The sequence below is a fragment of the Bacillus sp. FJAT-28004 genome (assembly GCF_001280845.1).
Classification (GTDB): Bacteria; Bacillota; Bacilli; order Paenibacillales; family Paenibacillaceae; genus Pristimantibacillus.
The window spans coordinates 407,926-426,603 of the sequence record NZ_LGHP01000003.1 but is presented as its reverse complement, the minus strand read 5'-3'; the positions used below and the strand labels follow the sequence as shown (position 1 = coordinate 426,603).

Annotated in this window: 18 protein-coding genes; 8 read left to right on the top strand and 10 right to left on the bottom strand. The window is 46.6% G+C overall.

Features of this window, described 5'->3' with window-relative positions; translation table 11 throughout:
- Positions 1 to 54: 54 nt before the first annotated feature.
- The 6 genes from pyk to AC787_RS29690 form a co-directional block, all read right to left on the bottom strand.
- Positions 55 to 1,809, bottom strand: coding sequence for a pyruvate kinase (gene pyk, locus AC787_RS29715; protein WP_054028573.1), 1,755 nt, complete (start codon positions 1,807 to 1,809; stop codon positions 55 to 57).
- Positions 1,810 to 1,906: 97 nt separating this feature from the next.
- Complete coding sequence (locus AC787_RS29710; RefSeq protein WP_082361268.1) at positions 1,907 to 2,977, bottom strand: acetyl-CoA carboxylase carboxyltransferase subunit alpha; 1,071 nt, start codon at positions 2,975 to 2,977, stop codon at positions 1,907 to 1,909.
- Positions 2,967 to 3,836, bottom strand: a complete 870-nt coding sequence (gene accD, locus AC787_RS29705; protein ID WP_054028572.1) for an acetyl-CoA carboxylase, carboxyltransferase subunit beta — start codon at positions 3,834 to 3,836, stop codon at positions 2,967 to 2,969. The genes AC787_RS29710 and accD overlap by 11 nt, the downstream gene beginning before the upstream one ends.
- A gap of 40 nt (positions 3,837 to 3,876) precedes the next feature.
- Positions 3,877 to 4,068, bottom strand: a complete 192-nt coding sequence (locus AC787_RS29700; RefSeq protein WP_054028571.1) for a hypothetical protein — start codon at positions 4,066 to 4,068, stop codon at positions 3,877 to 3,879.
- Between the two features lie 95 nt (positions 4,069 to 4,163).
- Positions 4,164 to 4,655 (bottom strand): phosphatidylglycerophosphatase A, encoded by a 492-nt coding sequence (locus AC787_RS29695; RefSeq protein WP_054028570.1) that lies wholly within the window; start codon positions 4,653 to 4,655, stop codon positions 4,164 to 4,166.
- A gap of 271 nt (positions 4,656 to 4,926) precedes the next feature.
- On the bottom strand, positions 4,927 to 8,601 hold the full coding sequence (locus AC787_RS29690) for a DNA polymerase III subunit alpha (protein ID WP_054028569.1): 3,675 nt from the start codon (positions 8,599 to 8,601) through the stop codon (positions 4,927 to 4,929).
- Positions 8,602 to 8,741: 140 nt separating this feature from the next.
- Here AC787_RS29690 and AC787_RS29685 point away from each other — a divergent pair, with 140 nt between their 5' ends.
- The 3 genes from AC787_RS29685 (at position 8,742) to AC787_RS29675 (ending at position 9,972) form a co-directional block, all read left to right on the top strand.
- Positions 8,742 to 9,068, top strand: a complete 327-nt coding sequence (locus AC787_RS29685; protein ID WP_054028568.1) for a YtrH family sporulation protein — start codon at positions 8,742 to 8,744, stop codon at positions 9,066 to 9,068.
- Between the two features lie 3 nt (positions 9,069 to 9,071).
- Positions 9,072 to 9,587 (top strand): hypothetical protein, encoded by a 516-nt coding sequence (locus tag AC787_RS29680; protein ID WP_054028567.1) that lies wholly within the window; start codon positions 9,072 to 9,074, stop codon positions 9,585 to 9,587.
- An 88-nt stretch (positions 9,588 to 9,675) separates the two neighbouring features.
- Positions 9,676 to 9,972: a YtpI family protein gene (locus AC787_RS29675; RefSeq protein WP_054028566.1), complete on the top strand. Its 297-nt coding sequence runs from the start codon at positions 9,676 to 9,678 to the stop codon at positions 9,970 to 9,972.
- 8 nt (positions 9,973 to 9,980) lie between these two features.
- Here AC787_RS29675 and AC787_RS29670 read toward each other — a convergent pair whose 3' ends face one another.
- Both AC787_RS29670 and AC787_RS29665 read right to left on the bottom strand, forming a co-directional pair.
- Complete coding sequence (locus AC787_RS29670; RefSeq protein WP_235561157.1) at positions 9,981 to 11,360, bottom strand: DRTGG domain-containing protein; 1,380 nt, start codon at positions 11,358 to 11,360, stop codon at positions 9,981 to 9,983.
- Positions 11,361 to 11,431: 71 nt separating this feature from the next.
- The gene (locus AC787_RS29665; RefSeq protein WP_054028565.1) at positions 11,432 to 11,905 is read right to left on the bottom strand and encodes a hypothetical protein; all 474 of its coding nucleotides are present in this window, start codon (positions 11,903 to 11,905) and stop codon (positions 11,432 to 11,434) included.
- Between the two features lie 231 nt (positions 11,906 to 12,136).
- Between AC787_RS29665 and AC787_RS29660 the strand changes: the two genes are divergently transcribed.
- Positions 12,137 to 12,490, top strand: coding sequence for a helix-turn-helix domain-containing protein (locus AC787_RS29660; RefSeq protein WP_054028564.1), 354 nt, complete (start codon positions 12,137 to 12,139; stop codon positions 12,488 to 12,490).
- A gap of 105 nt (positions 12,491 to 12,595) precedes the next feature.
- Here AC787_RS29660 and AC787_RS29655 read toward each other — a convergent pair whose 3' ends face one another.
- Both AC787_RS29655 and AC787_RS29650 read right to left on the bottom strand, forming a co-directional pair.
- Entirely contained in the window at positions 12,596 to 12,880 is a 285-nt protein-coding gene (locus AC787_RS29655; RefSeq protein ID WP_054028563.1) for a hypothetical protein, read from the bottom strand.
- A 90-nt stretch (positions 12,881 to 12,970) separates the two neighbouring features.
- The gene (locus AC787_RS29650) at positions 12,971 to 13,306 is read right to left on the bottom strand and encodes a YlbF family regulator (RefSeq protein WP_054028562.1); all 336 of its coding nucleotides are present in this window, start codon (positions 13,304 to 13,306) and stop codon (positions 12,971 to 12,973) included.
- 235 nt (positions 13,307 to 13,541) lie between these two features.
- Between AC787_RS29650 and AC787_RS29645 the strand changes: the two genes are divergently transcribed.
- Genes AC787_RS29645 through AC787_RS29630 form a run of 4 tightly spaced genes read left to right on the top strand, consistent with a single transcriptional unit; the run spans position 13,542 to position 18,677 of the window.
- Positions 13,542 to 14,912 (top strand): YheC/YheD family protein, encoded by a 1,371-nt coding sequence (locus AC787_RS29645; RefSeq protein ID WP_054028561.1) that lies wholly within the window; start codon positions 13,542 to 13,544, stop codon positions 14,910 to 14,912.
- 11 nt (positions 14,913 to 14,923) lie between these two features.
- Positions 14,924 to 16,147, top strand: coding sequence for a YheC/YheD family protein (locus AC787_RS29640; protein ID WP_054028560.1), 1,224 nt, complete (start codon positions 14,924 to 14,926; stop codon positions 16,145 to 16,147).
- The gene (locus tag AC787_RS29635) at positions 16,144 to 17,523 is read left to right on the top strand and encodes a YheC/YheD family protein (RefSeq protein WP_054028559.1); all 1,380 of its coding nucleotides are present in this window, start codon (positions 16,144 to 16,146) and stop codon (positions 17,521 to 17,523) included. The genes AC787_RS29640 and AC787_RS29635 overlap by 4 nt, the downstream gene beginning before the upstream one ends.
- Positions 17,523 to 18,677, top strand: coding sequence for a YheC/YheD family protein (locus AC787_RS29630; protein WP_054028558.1), 1,155 nt, complete (start codon positions 17,523 to 17,525; stop codon positions 18,675 to 18,677). Before AC787_RS29635 ends, AC787_RS29630 begins: the two co-directional genes overlap by 1 nt.
- Position 18,678 lies beyond the last annotated feature (1 nt).

Here is an 18,678-nt window from a genome sequence, read left to right as displayed (position 1 = left end):
CACCATCGCTTTTTGTTTTTGTACTATATTGTTGTTAAGAAAGGCACTGTTTTATTACAGTACTTTTGATTGGCCGTGATAGATAACGCCAGTTTCGCCATAGATGGTTACTTCCATGCCATCTTGCAGCAATTCAGTCGCATTTTCAATTCCAAGAATAACTGGGATTCCAAGATTAAGGCCAACCACAGCAGCATGACTAGTAATTCCGCCTTGCTCTGTAATAACCGCGCCAGCTTTCTCAAATGCAGGCATATATTCTTTATCTGTGGAGATCGTTACCAAGATAGAACCTTGAGTTGTTTTTGCGATTGCTTCTTGTGGTGTACGTGCTACAACAATTTTACCGATAGCAGTTTGGCTGCCGATACCTTGTCCTTGTGCCAAAAGCTCACCAATGTGGTGGATTTTGATAAGATTTGTAGTGCCCGCACGACCAACTGGAACGCCAGCCGTAATAACAACTGTATCTCCCAAGCTTAGGAAACCAGTGCTCATGCCGCCTTTTACAGCATTTTCGAACATTTCATCCGTTGTATCCGCATCTGGACCAAGTACTGCAAATACGCCCCAAATGAGAGATAGACGACGCAATACCTTCTCATCAGTTGTTACAGCAATGATTGGAGCTTTAGGCTTGTACTTCGAAACCATGCGAGCCGTAAAGCCGCTTTGTGTCGATGTGATGATCGCTTTTGCACCAAGATCAAGAGCCGAGTTAGCAACAGCTTGGCTGATTGCTTCCGTAACGGAAACTTGTTGTGCATTGGCTTGTTTTGTGAAAATTTCACGGTATTCCAAAGCTGCTTCAGCACGCTCAGCAATACGAGCCATTGTTTGTACCGATTCAGTTGGATATCTACCAGCAGCTGTTTCGCCGGAAAGCATAATCGCATCTGTACCGTCAAAAATCGCATTTGCAACGTCACTCGCTTCTGCGCGAGTTGGACGTGGATTGCGCTGCATGGAATCGAGCATTTGTGTTGCTGTAATGACAGGCTTACCTACACGGTTACCTTTTTTAATCATATTTTTTTGTACGAGTGGAACTTCTTCAGCTGGAATTTCAACGCCGAGGTCGCCACGCGCTACCATAAGACCGTCTGAAACCTCAAGAATCTCATCGAGATTGTCTACGCCTTCTTGGTTTTCGATTTTGGAGATGATTTGAATGTGACCAGCATTGTGACGCTCAAGCAATTCACGAATTTCAAGCACGTCGCTTGCTTTACGTACAAAAGATGCTGCAATGAAGTCTACGCCTTGCTCGATACCGAATACGATATCATTTGCATCCTTCTCCGTAATACCAGGCAATGAAATTTTCACGCCAGGAACGTTAACGCCTTTTTTACTTTTAATTGGACCGCTGTTTACGATGCGGCAAACAATTTCGGTGCCATTAACCTCTTCAACTGTCAATCCGATCAAACCATCATCAATTAGGATAGTCGAACCGATTGTTACATCGTTTGGAAGGTTGTTGTAAGTAATTGGAACACGGTTGCGATCACCCAAAATTTCTTCTGTAGTAAGCGTAACGAGTTCGCCTTGATTAAGTTCAATAGGCTCTTCTTTCAGCTTGCCAAGACGAATTTCCGGACCCTTCGTATCTAGCAAAACCGCTACCGAAGTACCAAGTTCTGCATTTGCAATGCGGATGTTTTTAATACGGTTGCCGTGCTCTTCAAAATCTCCGTGTGAGAAGTTAAGACGGGCAACGTTCATCCCTGCATTGATTAGTTTTTTTGTATTTTCCAGTGATTCGCTGGATGGACCGATAGTACAAACAATTTTCGTTTTACGCATGTTAAGTTTCCTCCGTATACTGCCTGATATTCTTTACTATACTGACATGACAACCCACTGCTTGTACAGTGAAATAATCATTTTTACATATTATTCACTATTGAACGGTCGGAGTTGCTTCCGGCGCTTGTTCCTGAGAAACATTTACCGCGTCCGCTTTTATACCGATATTCGTATCAGCAACTGCTCCGTTCGCCACATCTCCGGGCTCTTCAACTATCTTGAATTGACCGACTTTACGGAATTTATTATACCGATCTTCGATAAGCTGCTCAGCACTCATTTTCATAAGTTCTTGTAAATGCTGCCACAGCTTTTCCTTAATTTGCTCCGCTTGAAATGCCAAGTCCTTATGTGCGCCGCCCTGCGGCTCCGGAACAATGTCCTCAATTACACCAAATTCTAACAAGTCTTTGGCTGTAATCTTCATTGCTTCAGCTGCTTGATCTGCCCTGGAAGCATCTTTCCACAAGATGGATGCAGCTCCATTTGGCGAGATTGCACTGTAAATCGCATTTTCCAACATTAATACACGGTTTCCTACGCCTAAAGCGAGTGCTCCCCCGCTGCCGCCTTCACCAATAACGATACAAATAATAGGCACGCCGAAGCCGGCCATTTCCCGCAGGTTGCGCGCAATCGCTTCCGATTGACCTCGCTCCTCGGCGGTTTTGCCCGGATAAGCACCCTTCGTATCAATAAAAGTAATGATTGGCCGCTTGAATTTGTTCGCTTGCTCCATTAGTCGAAGCGCCTTGCGGAAGCCCTCAGGATGAGGACTGCCGAAGAAACGAGCAATATTCTCACGAGTATCCTTGCCGCGCTGGTGTCCAATAACAGTAACTGGAACACCGTTTATCTTAGCTAGGCCACCAACGATGGCAAGATCATCTGCAAACAGACGATCTCCATGAAGCTCCATATAATCGGTAAATACCGTTTGAATGAAGTCTAACGATGTCGGACGCTGATGATGGCGCGCCATATGCATCTTTTGAGCCGGAGTCAGCTCACTATACAATTCTTCTTCCAGCTGCTTGCACTTAAGCTCAAGACCTCGAATTTCTTCCGTGAAGTCGATACCCTTCTCCACGCTTAAGGTCTTAAGCTCAGTTACCTTCTGCCGTAAGTCGTTCAACGGTTTTTCAAAAGGCAGCTCACCCGCCATAGGATGTTTCCTCCCTTACGCAATGCATATCGAGCAGCTTTGCTAACGTAGGTTTCATATCTTTGCGGTGTACGACTTTATCCAATTGGCCATGCTGCAAGTTAAACTCAGCCGTCTGGAAGTCATCAGGCAACTTCTGGCGAATCGTTTGTTCGATAACAATTCGTCCGGCAAAACCGATCAACGCGCCAGGCTCGGCCAAATTGTAATCGCCCAAGCTCGCAAAGCTAGCCGAAACCCCGCCCGTAGTAGGATCGGTAAAAATCGAAATAAACAAACCCCCGGCACCTTGAAACTTTGAAAGGGCCGCGCTCGTTTTGGCCATCTGCATTAAGCTTAAAATACTTTCCTGCATCCGGGCACCGCCGGATGTAGAGAAAATAAGAAGCGGCAGTTGCTTCGCATGAGCCGCTTCGATCGCTCTTGTAATTTTCTCTCCAACTACGGATCCCATACTGCCAGTGAAAAAATCAAAGCTCATGACTGCTACGACGACAGGAAAACCACCAATCGTACCTTCTCCTGTTACAACAGCTTCGCGAAGACTCGACTTGCTCTTCTGCTGCTCTAGCTTGCTCGCGTAACCTGGAAAGTTTAGAGGATCGATGGATTCCATATTGGCATCGTATTCTACCAGATGCCCTTCATCGAGCGTTAATGCAATACGCTCCAATGCGCTTAGCCGGTAATGATGGCCGCAGGAGGAGCATACCTTTAAATTCTTTTCCAACTCTTTGCTATACTGAATCGTGCCGCATTTGGAGCACTTATTCATCAAGCCCTCAGGAACTTCACGCTTGCGTGGTTCCGAAGGTATCGTTGCATATTTTTTCTTAGTAAATAAATCTTTTATTTGCACGTGTGACACCTCTCAAGGCGCAATAGTATAGAGCAGTCCATCATAAAGGCCGCATAATGGAGTTGAACACTTCTTGAACTTCCTCCAACTCACCTGACGGAACTAGTATCTCGTATTGCTGTTTGGACAGATTGACGGAGCGGATTTTCACCAAAAACCCTTCATCCGTTAGCCGCTTCTGGATGTTATCTGCAATTTTTGCTGTTGGTGCGATATAAATGACCGTCCACATCATGGTACCTCCTGAAAACTTTGCTTCCGCAAAGCTCACTTACTAAGCATAGCTATCCCGGTAACAGGCCATATGATGTCACAATGATACCATAGTCAAGGGGAATCCGGCAAATCATATTGGATCGCTTTCGGGTCTTGATGTGCAATTCGAGCAGATGCAGCAGCGGCTAATCCAGCAACCAGGTCATCCAAAAAGACATGAATACGTGCGCCCTTTATATTTAATTGACGAATAATACCGGGTTTTACTTTATCCAAATATCCGAAGCTCGTCAATCCAATCATGCCGTAAACATTCGTTATGCCGAGTGCAAGCGTTTCATCAACGCCGTAAAGCGACTCATCATTTTCCATAATGGATTGTAAAGGCTCAGGCAATAATTTCTGCTCCGCTAGTTCATCAAGGGCTATGCCTGTATACATTACGTATTGGACCTCTCGCTTTTCAAGCACTGCTCTTACGCTTTCCTCGCACTCTTCCATCGTCAAATCACCGTTATAGGGACGCTGCAGTGTATAAACGATTTCTGTTACATCGTCGATAGAAACCCCACGTTTTAAGAGCCATTTCTCGATTCCTGTCATCGGACTCATCCCTCCCGTAACTGCTTGTACGTTTAACTTGGAAACATAAGCGTGAGCAGACGACAATGTCCTCAGGCGGCGCTCGTACTCCACGAGCTCCTTAGCCATCTTCACATGTATCTCTAAACATATGCACATATAAGGGCTGACGTGCATACGAAATGCTGTAGTTTGCAAGATATTGCGGGAGGGTCGAAAACCAAATCAACTACGATTGATTGTGCAAGACATAAAAATCATTTTTCTCTCTTTTTTTTGCAGAATCTCACTATCATCTAACGACGATCGAACCGTCGCCCATGAGCTGCTCGACCGCGGCAATAAGCTGAGCAGACGGATTAACACGATAACTATCACTAAGAGCAATCGATTTTTGTCCTTGTACATAAAATAACACGGTATCTAGCTGACCAGAATGTTTGGCTAGAATCATTTTAAGCTGTTCAAGAACAGCAGGCTGTTCATTTTCTGAAATGATTTTTATATACACGCGCTGCGGCTTAAGCTTATCTACGGCGGGCAAAACCGGGTTGCTTTCGGGTTGTACACTGGGTCTGCCGCTATTTTTATCCGAAGGATATTTTGCCTGGTACGTTGGCTTTTTGCTTGATGCAGTCGTTCGTTGATCTTGGCCTTGCGTTTTCTGAGAGCTTCCTTGAGCAGCAAAGCTGCTGCCCCCGGTACGTACTGCACGTGCCCTCGCCTGCTTCTGCAGCCGTCCTACGTGATCCGCAAGCTCCATATCCGCATGCTCAATCGGCACACAATCCTCAACGATGAGCTTATAATCATCATCCTGCTGCTGAACGGTTGCTTGTATAATCGCTAAGCCGCCCTTTTTGAGCTTGCTTTCAATTCGCTTCCAGATCGTTGGAAACACGACTGCTTCCACACGCATTATGCGATCCTCAAGTTCTAGGAAACCCATGGAGAGACCTTTTTTATTCGTGAAAGGTTTGATTGATACGATCATGATGCCAATAATGGCAATCGCGCCATCCTGCGCATCCGTCAGCTCAACCAACCGATCAAGACCTAACGTTGCGAGCTGCTGCTCGGCAGCATCCAGCGGATGACCGGATAAATAAAGCCCAAGCAGGTCTCTTTCGAAATCGAGCTGTTGCCCGGTCGTATACGGTCGAATGTCGGGCAGCTCAACATCCCAGTTCTGTACCTCATCTAACCCAAACATTTCAATTTGCAGCTCTTCACGTTCCTTGCGCCATTTGACTGCTGTCTCCACCGTCTCCTCTAGTGCAGCAAGCAGTTGAGCTCGATGTCCCGGCAAAGAATCCATAGCACCCGCTTGAATAAGCGACTCCAGCACCCGCTTGTTCACGACGCGCAGGTCTACTCGTTGGCAGAGATCAAGAAGACTATCGAAGGAACGCTCCTTGCGCTCTTTCAAGAGCGCTTCGATGGCTTGTGTGCCGACGTTTTTGATAGCCGCAAGCCCGAATCGTACCGATTTCTCAACAGGTGTAAAGGATACGCTGCTTTCATTCACATCAGGCGGCAGCACAGCAATGCCCATTCGCCGACATTCATCCACGTATTCCGCTGTCTTCCGTTGATTGCCTGTAACCGATGCGAGCATCGATGCCATAAACGGTACGGGATAGTTGGCCTTGAGCCACGCGGTCTGAAAGGCGAGCACTCCGTATGCTGCCGCATGTGCCCGTGGGAACCCATAATCGGCAAACCGAACGATCATGTCATAGACATGATTGGCATCCGTATCGGAGTACCCCTGCGCAAGACTTCCCTTCACAAAATGGGCCCGTTCTTCGTCAAGCACTTCACGTTTCTTCTTGGATACAGCACGGCGGAGCAAATCCGCTTCTCCAAGCGAGAAACCCGCCATTAATGATGCAATTTGCATAATTTGCTCTTGATAGACAATGATGCCGTACGTATCAGAGAGAATAGGCTCAAGGGACGCATGCGGATATTCGACGGATACGAGCCCGTGTTTACCTTGAATGTATTTCGGAATAAACTCCATCGGACCGGGACGGTAGAGTGCAAGGACGGAGACGATATCCTCGAATTCTGTTGGCTTCATTTCTTTCAGCACCCGCCGCACACCTGCAGACTCCAGCTGAAAAATACCTGTCGTATCGCCGCGGCTTAACATTGCGTACGTTGCCGGATCATTATCGCTAATCGTATGAAAGTCGATCACTTTGCCGTGCTGCTCCTTCACAGCATGCAGCGCCCGCTCTAGTATTGAGAGTGTTCGAAGGCCTAGGAAATCCATTTTCAGAAGCCCGATCGCTTCTAAATGCTCCATTGAATATTGGGTGAGCGGTATTCGCTCGCTTCCTGTCTGTATAGGCGTATAGTGCGTCAGCGGCTCTTGCGAAATCACGACACCCGCAGCGTGAGTGGAAGCATGCCTCGGCATGCCCTCTACCTTCAAGGCCATATTCAGCATAGCTGCCGTCTTCGGCTGACGCCCACTCGCTTCGCGCAGCTCATTGCTCATGCGTAGCGCTTCCTCAATCGTGATGCCCAGCTGGTTTGGTATAAGCTTCGCCGCACGATCGACCTCTTGAAACGGAACATTCATGGCTCTTCCTACATCCCGAACAGCAGCCTTGGCAGCCATGGTACCGAATGTAATAATTTGTGCAACATGATCTTCACCATATTTGGCTGCGACGTAAGCAATTACCTCATCACGCCGCTCGTCATTAAAGTCAATATCAATATCGGGCATAGAAATCCGCTCAGGGTTCAGGAAACGCTCGAACAATAGCTTATATTTCAGCGGATCCACATCCGTTATTCGAAGCGTATACGCAACCAAACTGCCCGCGGACGAGCCCCTTCCCGGCCCTGTTCTAATACCGGATTCATGTGCAAAGCGAACAAAATCCCAAACGATCAAAAAGTAGTCGCTGAAGCCCATCTTCTCAATGACAGCTAGCTCATATTCGAGACGTTGTTCTGCCTTTTGTCTGTAATCAGCATCCGCGACCCATTCTGGAAGTCCGCCATATCTAGCGACTAAACCATCTCGACATAATGTAATCAAGTAGTCGGCAGAACTCATACCAGAGGGTACCGGACGAAAAACGGGAAGCGCGGCGCGGCCGAGCGTCAGCTCAAGATTGCATTTATCCGCGATCTCAACTGTATTCGCAAGCGCTTCCGGTACATGTCTGTACAAAAGGGCCATCTCATCCGCGCTCTTCAGATACATCTGATCTGTCAGCATGCGCAAGCGATCCGTATCATCGGTCGTTTTGCCCGTTCCGATGCATATGAGCACATCCTGCATGGCAGCGTCTTCCGCCTGCAAGTAATGAACATCATTTGTAGCAACTAACTTAATACCCGTTTCATTTGCAAGCTTTATCATATCAACAGCTACTTTTTTCTGGTCAAGAAGACCATGATCCTGCAGCTCTAAGTAAAAATCATCTCCGAAAATATCTTTATAACGCAATGCGCTGCTTCGCGCTTGCTCTATGCGGTCATATAGCAAATGCTGAGAAATCTCACTACCCAAACACGAGCTTAAACATATCAGCCCTTCAGAGTACTCTCGCAGCATCTCCAAATCAACGCGGGGCTTATAGTGAAAACCTTCTAGATGTGCTATGGAACATAGCTTCATTAGGTTTCGATAACCCGTTTCGTTTTTGGCAAGCACAATTAAATGATAAATCGGGTTTTCCTTGCGCGCCCCCTTCTCAAAGCGAGATCCTGTCGTCATATAAAGCTCGCACCCAATAATAGGTTTTATGCCTTGGGCACGGCATGCCCGGTAGAACGGAATAGCTCCGTACATGACTCCATGATCGGTGAGCGCAAGTGCCTTCATGCCGAGGTTCGCAGCTTTAACCGTAAGGTCTTTAATTCTGGCGGCGCCGTCGAGCAGGCTATATTCACTGTGGACGTGCAAATGCACGAAAGATTGTTCGTTATGGCCGCTCATCGCATCGGTTCCTTTCCGCTTCGTCCAAAATAAGATAATTCTATTTTATCATAATAGCGATGGACACGCCCATAGAATGGTAGCAGGGCATACAAGCTTGCGACGCTAATCTATAAGATTATATATTTGGAGGGATACAGGTGAGCTACTTTTTGTCCAAAGCAGGACTTGATTTCTTTATTGCGTTTGGCGTTGTGTTAGGGGGATCTACGCTTGCGGGAGTTGGATCGGTGTTTATGCTGATGCCGCCTGCACATACAATGCTCGATACAGCCATGAGGCTGAAAATATGGGCGATCGTAGCAGCGATCGGAGGATCGATTGATCCCGTTCGAGTCATTGAAAGCAATATTATGGACGGTCAATTATCGCCCGCAGCGCAGCAAATTTGTTTTATTATTATCGCTTTTCTGGGTGCTCATTTAGGGACAGAGCTGGTCCGGCTTATCTGCAAGGGGGCCACCTAAGCGATGCGTATGCCGCCGTTTAGCCGATTCACGAGAGGACTGCAAATGGTTGGGGTATTGACACTCGGGATGATCATTGGCGCAATCGTGTACAATTCGCTCTATTTGGCGCAGTTTGAGGCTTTAATAACCTTAAAGAGTGAGCTGGAGGTTAAACTGGAGCAATACGAAACGGATCTAAAGCATTTAAATGAATTCAAGGATCAACATACCGTTATAAAAAGCATCCTGCCCCGTGTTGAGAAAGAAGCCGGCCAAAATACGGGAAGACCCCATCTTGATCAAGTTACAGAGGCGTTGATTATCAAGCGGATTAAAGGGGATTTGAGCGTCTTCCTTGGGCAAAGCATTTATGAAATTGACTCTGACGCAAAATTCGCACGCAACCTCCTCGAGAAGAAGGTCTATATGGATGTGTATAACAAGGACTATACCATTGAGGTTAAGACCATTCTCGTCGTTGATAACGTACTGCATGTCTGGATTAAGGTACGCGATTATGCAAAGCCTCCTTCTTAAGCATACAGCTACGATTCGTGATACAATAGAGCCTGTCTATTCACGAGATCGAAGCTGTACCTACATAATTTAAAGGAGTTGCTTTTTTATGGATCAACTGATGCAATGGCTGCTCATGCCGGGCATCCTTGTTACACTCGTGCTTTCGGCTGTATTCAGCTTTAAATCACGCCGCTCCTCTGATACGAGAACTAGGGGCCTCTTCACAGCTAGAATGAATATTAGCATGGGAGCAATGCTGTTGTTTATCGCTCTCGTTCAGTTGTTTTTGTCCGGAGAATCTACGCTTCGTATCGTTATTGGAGCTATATTCCTAGTGATCGGCGTATTCAACGTGTTTGCCGGTCTTCGCAATCTGAGCGCGTATAGCTCGACAAGAAATTAAATCCGCTATTAATAGGGATCAATCATTTGGGCCGTCAGCATCGCTTTGGCGGCCAAACCTTGTTTGTCCTTAACTTCGATTTCCAGCTTCGTGAACTTTCGGCTCATCTCAAGCGCCCTAGGAATAATCGTAACCTCGCTATCAATTTGAACCGGCCTAACAAAAAAAGTCGTCATGCTCTCTAACAAATAATCTCGCTTGGCCGTTTCTCGAATCATTCGGCGCGCCGCTTGTGTCATTAAAGTTGAAAGCAGTCCTTCCGAAACCATTCCCAGCGCACCTGACATTTGAGGTGTAATGATTCCTTTGTAAGCAATGCCCAGCTCATCCTGTCCCATTGCGTTTACGTTTGCCGTAGCCATAAAGCCCGTCCACATCAAATCCTCGAAGGTCTCTCCCGATTCAGGCTGCTTCCCTGCAAATCGCATGGCATCAAGCACTTCCTGCCTCGTTACGACGCCTAACAGTTTGCGATGTCTATCAACAATAGGCAACAAATCAATGCCCTCTGCAGCCATCGTATGAGCAGCAGAAGTGACGGTGATATTCGGAGCCGCCGTAATCGGATTTTTCGTCATTACTTTGTCTACCGTACTATCCTCGGGAGATCCAACCGCATCCTTGGTTGTCATCATACCAACGACCTTGCCCCTCACATCTACAACCGGAAATCTGGAATAGCCTGTTTCACTCGATATTTTATGGAAGTCCAAAACGGTTTGTCCGATTCGCAGCACATCAGCAGGTTTACTGAAAGTCACAATGTCTTCAATCAGCATGATTTTCCGCTTAATAAGCCTGTCGTACATGGCACGGTTGATCATTGATGCGACTGTAAACGTATCATGACGCGAAGAAATAATGGGGAGAACGCGCTCGTCAGCGAGCTTAATTACTTCCGCGCTCGGTTCAAATCCACCGGTAATCAAAACGCCAGCTCCCTCCTCAAGCGCACAGCGATGTGCCCCGATTCGGTTACCTACAATCAATAAACTACCCTCGTCAATATAGCGCAGCATCGCGTCCAGCTCCATCGCGCCAATAACAAATTTATGCAGCGATTTATCAAGGCCAGCTGCACCGCCGAAAAGTTTTCCTTCTACGATTTCGGCAACCTCGCCGAAAGTAAGCTGGTCAAGCGCCTCTCGCCGTTTCCGATCAATTCGCACCGTTCCGATGCGCTCCTTTGTGCTGACCAGACCTGAGCTTTCCGCTTCTTTAAATGCTTTATAAACCGTGCCTTCGCTGACACCTAATTCCTTGGCAATCGCGCGAACTGATATTTTTGTTCCAATCTTTAAGCTCTGTATATAAATCAATATTTGTTCATGCTTCGTGCTAGTCTCGTTCCCTCGTCCGATTGGAGCCACTTCATATCCTCCGTCCACTTACCATTGTTTCTCCCTATTATAGGAGAAAGCGAGGAACAAGTCATGCCCACCCAAGATTGGGGTCTCTTCTAGAGCTGCCACTGCAGTAGTACCTGATTCGTCCGCAGTCTGCCATCTACCAGCTGACCCTCCAAGCCCTTGAACCGCCACTTTTTGAACAGTTGCTGCACCGTTTGCACGTTAATGGCATCCTCTGCGCCAGACATAATAAACGCTTGCCAGTCATAATCAATCGGAAGCGGATAGCGCAGTGATTGGATGAGGAATTGATTCATTTCTATTACTTGTGCTGGAATTTCATCGTATATGCTAGAGAACAAAAACGAGCTTTGCTCGCTGTGCGGCCGAGAGATGGGGTCTGATTTTAAGTCAAGCACATATTCAACGATTTGGGTATGCGGATTAACCCGACAGCTAAATGAGCCACGAGCAGCCAAAGCCTTATCGACACGGTGAGACAAGCGGTATGTGAACTGAACAAGGAATGGAACATTGTTATAATAAGCACGAACTTTTCTGAAAAATTCGAATTCGTCAACCACTTTGCATCCTCCTCGTGTCCACTATTTTTGCCCTTATACATCCTACCACTTTTATTTAAAATGGTAAATTGATCCTTTAAAGGCAATGATAATAATAGAATGATACTTTTTTACACAATTATAGTAAAGAGACCATCTATTAGTCAATGACTATAGTCGCTTTTTTTAATACGCTCTATAGAATGTTGTTGATAGGCTAGTAAAGTTTTATCGTTAGGCTGAGGTGAACCAATGAGTGGGATTGCAGGACTTGTGGGAGAGAACATTCGACTGCTGCGCAAAAAAAGAGGGCTTAGTCAAGAACAGCTTGCTCTTCGCGCTGATATAAATGCTTCCTATATGGGACAGGTTGAGCGTGGAGAAAAAAATCCAACGATTGACGTGCTAAGTAAAATCGCGATTGCGCTTCAAACGCCGCTCGAGAGAATCGTGAACGTTGTTTCCAGCCCTCATGCTGCAGTTGATACTGACGATGAAGGCTATGCCTCTAAAGTTGCCCATCAAATGAATGGCTTAAGCTTGAAGGAGCAGGAAGCTGTATATAAATTCGTTAAGCAGCTTGTTCAATTTAAAGAAATTCAATAAGAGAGCATCGCCCCATATGCTTATAAACAAGAAAAAGATCCGTAGGTATAGTACCTACGGATCTTTTTTTCTATTGGACATCAATAATTAGAATCGCAATGAATCCTAACCTCGAGCCCTTCGAGAAGCTGTCGCCTTCTGCATAAGCTTCTGCTCCCATAGCACCGCCTTCGCTCTCTTAATGCGAGCCAGCTCCTTGCGTCTCTCGTCTTTCATAAAAAGCGCGTTGACATGTGACGTTATGATGATTAACGAGAACAAAATCCAAACTAATCCAAATACACTCATCAAGCTCCACGGCGCATTCAGCTCGAGACGCGGCAACGCATATATGAGCATCGCTAGCGCAATAAGCAAATACAATACATGACGGCCTTTTCCGGCTAACATTCCCTTCAGCTCCTTCACACGGTCATAAGCGGTTTATGATCTTGTCCGCATAATCATTCTATGAGGGAGGGACAGGGTATATGTCTCCAATTAGTCTACAATGGACTTCAGTACATCGGACATAATGCGGTTAACGTCCTCAAACACGACTGCAAACCGGCGCTCCGCTTCGAGCAGCTTGCCAATCAACGGATTGAGCGTAATTACTTCATAGAGCTTGCTCATTTTTTCCATATCTTCCGCAGAAGGCTCTTCTCCAGCCATCATTTTTTGCTGCAAAAAGTTTTGCCGCTCGCGAAAATCATCCAGCATCGCCTTTGCATCTGGATCAGCATCAGCCTCCTGCTTCGCTGCCTTCAATAGCATGGCTTCTTCGCTTTCCTTAAGCGCCTTCGCTAATTCATAAGCTTTGTCATAAATATTCATTCGTCTCTCTCCTATTCATCTAGCACTCATTTGTTATTCTATATGTCCAATAATACCCCTAATTTAGAACAAGAACCAACCCCTTGATGGAAAAGCATGCAAAACAACACAAGCTTCAAGTTCGTTTCTGATTCACAAAGGGATAGATGTCCTCATATGCTGAAGTAATTCGTGTAAAACACCTTTAGGCCGCTAACCTCTTATCGTCATCCTCCTGCTTGGAAGGAGATTTATGATGTTCAAATCGAAAGTAGCCGTACAGGTGATCAGCTCCGGCATGCTTCCGGAGGATACGCTCATGCTTGGCGAAGCACAAGTAAAGCAGTGGAAAATCCCTCAAGGCCAGCACATCCTCGTAAAGTTCGGTGCTTTTCGGCAGCATGTAAAGGTTATTCCTGTCGCGAAGTACGACGGAATGAGGATGAGTCAAAGCTTAGCCAGACAGATGGGATTAACAAATGGCACATCAATCCGTCTGCAATACAAAGCCGGCACTGCCACACTCGTTTTTGGACCTTTAATCGGCGTTCTCATAAGCCGTGATTATCCGCATATGCCGGATAAACCATTCGGATCCATTACTATGTTTTGCAGGGAGCTTGTTGAAGCCTGTACTGCGCAAGGCGCGTACGTTTATTTTTTCACACCTAATCATATCGGCACAAGTATTGACAACATTGATGGCTGGATCTATTCAGATGGCTGGCGTAAGGTCACTATGCCTGTTCCTGACGTCGTCAATAACCGTTTAACCTCACGGAAATTGGAGAACAGACCCAGCGTACAAGATTTCATGAAAGAAGTAAAACTACACCATAAGACGACCGTTTTCAACGAAAAGTTTTTGGATAAAACCGAGGTTTTCGACGCGCTTAAGAAAGATGAAAGCTTGGTTCGTTATTTGCCTGAGTCGCACTCGCTGCGCAACTATACGATGCTGAAATCAATGTGCTCACGGTATAGCAGTGTTTTTCTCAAGCCCGTTCGCGGCAGCTTAGGCAAAGGAATCATTTGTATCACTCATCTGGAATCCAACAACTATCAAGTGATGTACGCGACTTCGGCAGGCACTCGCAGGCAGCAGTTTACGAGCTTAGTAAAGCTCTTCTCAACGATATCCACGAAGATGAAAACCGTGAGGTACCAAATTCAACAGGGATTGCAGCTCATAGAAATCCAGAAGCGGCCAGTCGACTTTCGCGCACTCGTCCAAAAAAATGCAAGCGGCAAATGGGCGATTACGTCCATTGTAGCCCGGACGGCAGGAAACCATCATTTTGTTTCAAACTTAGCGCGCGGCGGCACGCTCAGCACGGTTGGAGAAGCTGTTGCAAAGTCAAATCTGCAGGCAGGGGTTAGCAGGCAAGAAGCAGCGCAGCGGCTCCAACAGGCAGCGCTAAATATCGCACGCGGCGTAGATGCACAAATTCCAGCACATTTTGGTGAGCTAGGCATCGATCTTGCAATGGATACGGCAGGTCGTGTATGGCTGCTGGAGGTCAATTCAAAACCATCCAAAAACGACAACACACCACTAAATGACAATAAGATACGTCCATCCGTCCGCATGATGATTCAATATTCCCGTTTTTTAGCGGGCATTTAATGGAGGCTCCTATGCAGACTCAAAAGGTCAAACTTGGAATCCTCGTTGCTTCAATTAACCATAATGCCATGGATAGCGCATTTATGCCGGTATTGCCAGAGCCATCCTTCTATCGTGCGCTTTGCATTGCCGGCAGCAAGTTTGGCATTGACGTCTATGTATTCACTGCGGATGGCTTTCAGCAGCATTCGGAGTCACTCTTTGGCTATCGATTGGAGCACGAGCACTTTGTTAGACAACTCGTTCCATTGCCGGACATCATCTATGACCGCTGTTTTTTCACAGAAGCCAATCAGCGAATAAACTGCCGCCGCATGCTCAGTTACCTTGCTCTAGCCAAACCTTTCCAGCTGCTGAATGGAAAGCTGCCTGGAAAGCTTGATGTTTATGAAGCGCTCAAAGAAGACCATATGCTGAGCAGCTATTTGCCCCTCACGTTTTCTTTGCAAACTTCACACCAGCCTCTTGAACTAGCCGATCGATTCAGAGGAGGCATCATCCTGAAGCCCTCCTCTGGCATGCAAGGCAGAGGCATCCTACATGTGAAGCGCTGCGCGTCCCAGCAATCACTGCAAGTAAAGGGTCGAACCCGTAATAACCGCTCTTTTACGGCCGCTTTTAAGGAGGATCTAGCTTTTGAGCAATGGATCGATCGCTTTATTAAACGAACCTCCTATTTGGTACAGCCATATTTAGAGCTTAGCGGTCATGACGACAAACCATTTGATTTACGAGTACTCATCCAAAAGGATGAGAAGAGCAGATGGTCGATCTCGGGAGTCGCTATTCGCACAGGGCAAGCGGGCTCCTTAACGTCCAATCTACACGGCGGCGGCGGCGCCTCTCCGGCAGTGATGCAGCTTTCAGCCAAATTTGGGGAGCCAAAAGCCGAACGTTTGCTAGAAATGATCCATACAATAAGCAAGCAAACGGCAGAACGACTGGAAAGCAAATTCGGCAGACTTGCCGAGCTTGGGTTAGATTATGGCATTGATCAGAGCGGCCGAATATGGCTGCTCGAAGCGAATTCGAAGCCTGGCCGCTCTTCCTTTCGAATCATTAGCGACCATGAGGCCGAGCGGCTTTCCATTGAAAGACCGCTTATATATGCACGAATGCTGTCTAGGCGACTATCACCGTCCTTTGTAGCCAATGAATTCGCAAATGGCCGTCGTCATCATTCAAGTTCCAACAACCAAATACGGCCTTTCAACGTTCAGGAGGTACATCGATGAGTTTGACAACTTGTAACGTACATTTCTCACAGCAATCGAATAAAATCGTATATTTATCTAGCCCTCTGTTAAAACAGCTCAAGCTCTCCGGCAAAAAATCAGTTCACTTCAAGCTAGGAAATGAGGTCATCGTAGCTGAAATCAAGCAATTGAAGCGGCCGGGCAATCATTTGTACTTGTCAACTGCCATCCGCCAATCGATTAGAGTACCGAAATCCGGCAACATTTTAGTGCTTAATTCTGGTGAAAATGAAGTTCAACTCGGACCGCTGGTCGGCATATTAAGTGACAATCCGACACATTCCGAAAGTAACCCTTTCGGTGCGCGAACCGGTTTTATCAAGCAAGTCATTCGGACAGGTGAACATAAAGCTTACCTATTCGGCTTTACACCAAGCGACATCAACTGGCAGCAAGAAACAATCAATGGCTATTTCCTTAACCCGCAGGGGGGCTGGTATCGTAAAATCGTGCCACTCCCGGACGTCATATACAATCGCCTTCCTAGCCGCAAAGCGGAGACATCCGCCTCCATTAATGCGCTGCGCGAACGCTTCGTGCGCCGCAAAATCCCTTTTTTCAATTGGAGCTTCTTCAACAAGGCCGATGTCTACAAGCTTCTCGATAATGACCCTGAAGCGCTAACCCATTTGCCAGAATCGGTCTCCGATCCTTCTGCGGAAAAAATTAAGGAAATGCTGGAGAAACATCAGTTTCTTTATTACAAACCTACCGCTGGAAGCCTTGGAGCAGGCATCTATCGGCTGACCTATCACCCGAATCGCGGGTATTTCGCACGCTATCGCAAGGGCAGCCAAAACGTGCTGCTTCGATTTAAGCAATTCAGCAGTCTAATGCGGTTGCTTCAGGCAAAGCATGGCAGCAGCTTAAATCACTATGTCGTTCAGCAGGGTATTCGCTTAGTTGAGATCGACAGCTGTCCGCTCGATTTCCGTTTCCACATGCATAAGAACGGCAATAACGAATGGGTTCCCGCGGGCATAGGAGCCAAAAAAGCAGGTCGGGGTAGTGTAACGACTCATGTAAAAAACGGCGGCTCACTTATGACGCCTGAGCAAGCACTTGGCAAAACGTTCGGTGCGCAAGCGGATGCCGTTCTTGAAAAAGCGAAACTAGCAGCGATCAAGTTATCGGAAGCGATTGAACGCAACTACCCTCATAGGCTTGGTGAACTGGGTCTGGATCTCGGCATTGATAAGGATGGAGATGTATGGATGTTCGAAGCCAATGCCAAGCCCGGCCGATCTATCTTCAAGCATCCGGCTCTTCGCTCTGAGGGGAAAGCCTCGCTTTCTTACATTTTAGATCATTGCATGTATCTCAGCCGCTTCCAAGATCAGGGAGGTAATAGCTGATGGACAGCATACTTCCCGATAAACCAGAATTTAGAGGGCAGCGTGCTGGTAGAACCGTACTGGCTATTTTGACAATCGAAGATGAGCTTCAGCTTTTTCGCGGCAATCGAAGCAACTTTGCCGATTTGATCAGAACAGGTCAATCCATGGGTTTTATCGTCTATGTCCTCACCGTAAAAAACCTGCTGCTCACAAGGAGCAGTTTAAAAGGATACGTCTTAAATGAGGCTGAAGACAGTTGGCAGCAACGATTGCTGCCGTTTCCAGACGTTATTTATAATCGAATTCCGTTGCGGGAGGATGAAATTCAACCGTCTGTAAGGCAAAAGATTAATGCCTGTCGTAAGCACCCGCGTGTCACGCTGTTTAACCCGTCCTTCTTCAACAAGTGGGATTTATTTGAATGGCTTCGTTTATCGAAATCGACCAAACCTTTTATTCCAACAACACGTAAGCTCGAATCGGTGATGGGCCTTGAACGCATGATGCGGAAGCATTCTTATCTCTATTTAAAGCCAGAGAGCGGTAAAGCGGGAAAAGGCATTATGACAATTAAGGTCAATGCTGAGAAACAGCTCCCTTATCGGCTAAAAATACAAGAAAACAAAAAAAGCACTACCTACAATTGCTCTAGCCTTAATAAGCTTTGGAGTCATATTCAGAAACAAAGCGGCAACGAAGCCTATATCGCTCAGCAAGGCATCAAGCTCGCCTCCTTCAACGAGCGAAGATTTGACCTCCGCGCGCTTGTTCAAAAAAACCAGCGAGGTCAATGGGATATTACCGGAATAGGCGCTCGAATAGCCGGAGCTTCTAGCATTACGACACATGTTCCGCGCGGAGGTATGATCGAAGACCCTGAGAAGCTGCTCATTAATTCATTTAATCAGCAGCAGGCGCGTAAACTTCTAATAAAAGCAAAAAATGCGGCCGTTCTAATAGCCAAGCAGATTGAACGCGCCTCCGGGCAGTTACTTGGCGAAATGTCGATGGATATTGGCGTAGATAGTACTGGGAACATGTGGTTCTTTGAAGCTAATTCAAAGCCTATGAAATTCGATGAGCCTCATATTCGGCAAAAATCGTTAGAGCGCGTATTTCATTATGGAGCTTATTTAGCTAAAACCAAATTAGAAAAAGCAGGAGGCGCGTAGC

Coding starts and splice junctions, on each gene's coding strand:
- pyk (WP_054028573.1), bottom strand. CDS start 1,809: ATGCGTAAAACGAAAATTGTTTGTACTATCGGTCCATCCAGCGAATCA.
- AC787_RS29710 (WP_082361268.1), bottom strand. CDS start 2,977: ATGGCGGGTGAGCTGCCTTTTGAAAAACCGTTGAACGACTTACGGCAG.
- AC787_RS29700 (WP_054028571.1), bottom strand. CDS start 4,068: ATGTGGACGGTCATTTATATCGCACCAACAGCAAAAATTGCAGATAAC.
- AC787_RS29695 (WP_054028570.1), bottom strand. CDS start 4,655: ATGACAGGAATCGAGAAATGGCTCTTAAAACGTGGGGTTTCTATCGAC.
- AC787_RS29690 (WP_054028569.1), bottom strand. CDS start 8,601: ATGAGCGGCCATAACGAACAATCTTTCGTGCATTTGCACGTCCACAGT.
- AC787_RS29680 (WP_054028567.1), top strand. CDS start 9,072: ATGCGTATGCCGCCGTTTAGCCGATTCACGAGAGGACTGCAAATGGTT.
- AC787_RS29675 (WP_054028566.1), top strand. CDS start 9,676: ATGGATCAACTGATGCAATGGCTGCTCATGCCGGGCATCCTTGTTACA.
- AC787_RS29660 (WP_054028564.1), top strand. CDS start 12,137: ATGAGTGGGATTGCAGGACTTGTGGGAGAGAACATTCGACTGCTGCGC.
- AC787_RS29655 (WP_054028563.1), bottom strand. CDS start 12,880: ATGTTAGCCGGAAAAGGCCGTCATGTATTGTATTTGCTTATTGCGCTA.
- AC787_RS29650 (WP_054028562.1), bottom strand. CDS start 13,306: ATGAATATTTATGACAAAGCTTATGAATTAGCGAAGGCGCTTAAGGAA.
- AC787_RS29645 (WP_054028561.1), top strand. CDS start 13,542: ATGTTCAAATCGAAAGTAGCCGTACAGGTGATCAGCTCCGGCATGCTT.
- AC787_RS29640 (WP_054028560.1), top strand. CDS start 14,924: ATGCAGACTCAAAAGGTCAAACTTGGAATCCTCGTTGCTTCAATTAAC.
- AC787_RS29635 (WP_054028559.1), top strand. CDS start 16,144: ATGAGTTTGACAACTTGTAACGTACATTTCTCACAGCAATCGAATAAA.
- AC787_RS29630 (WP_054028558.1), top strand. CDS start 17,523: ATGGACAGCATACTTCCCGATAAACCAGAATTTAGAGGGCAGCGTGCT.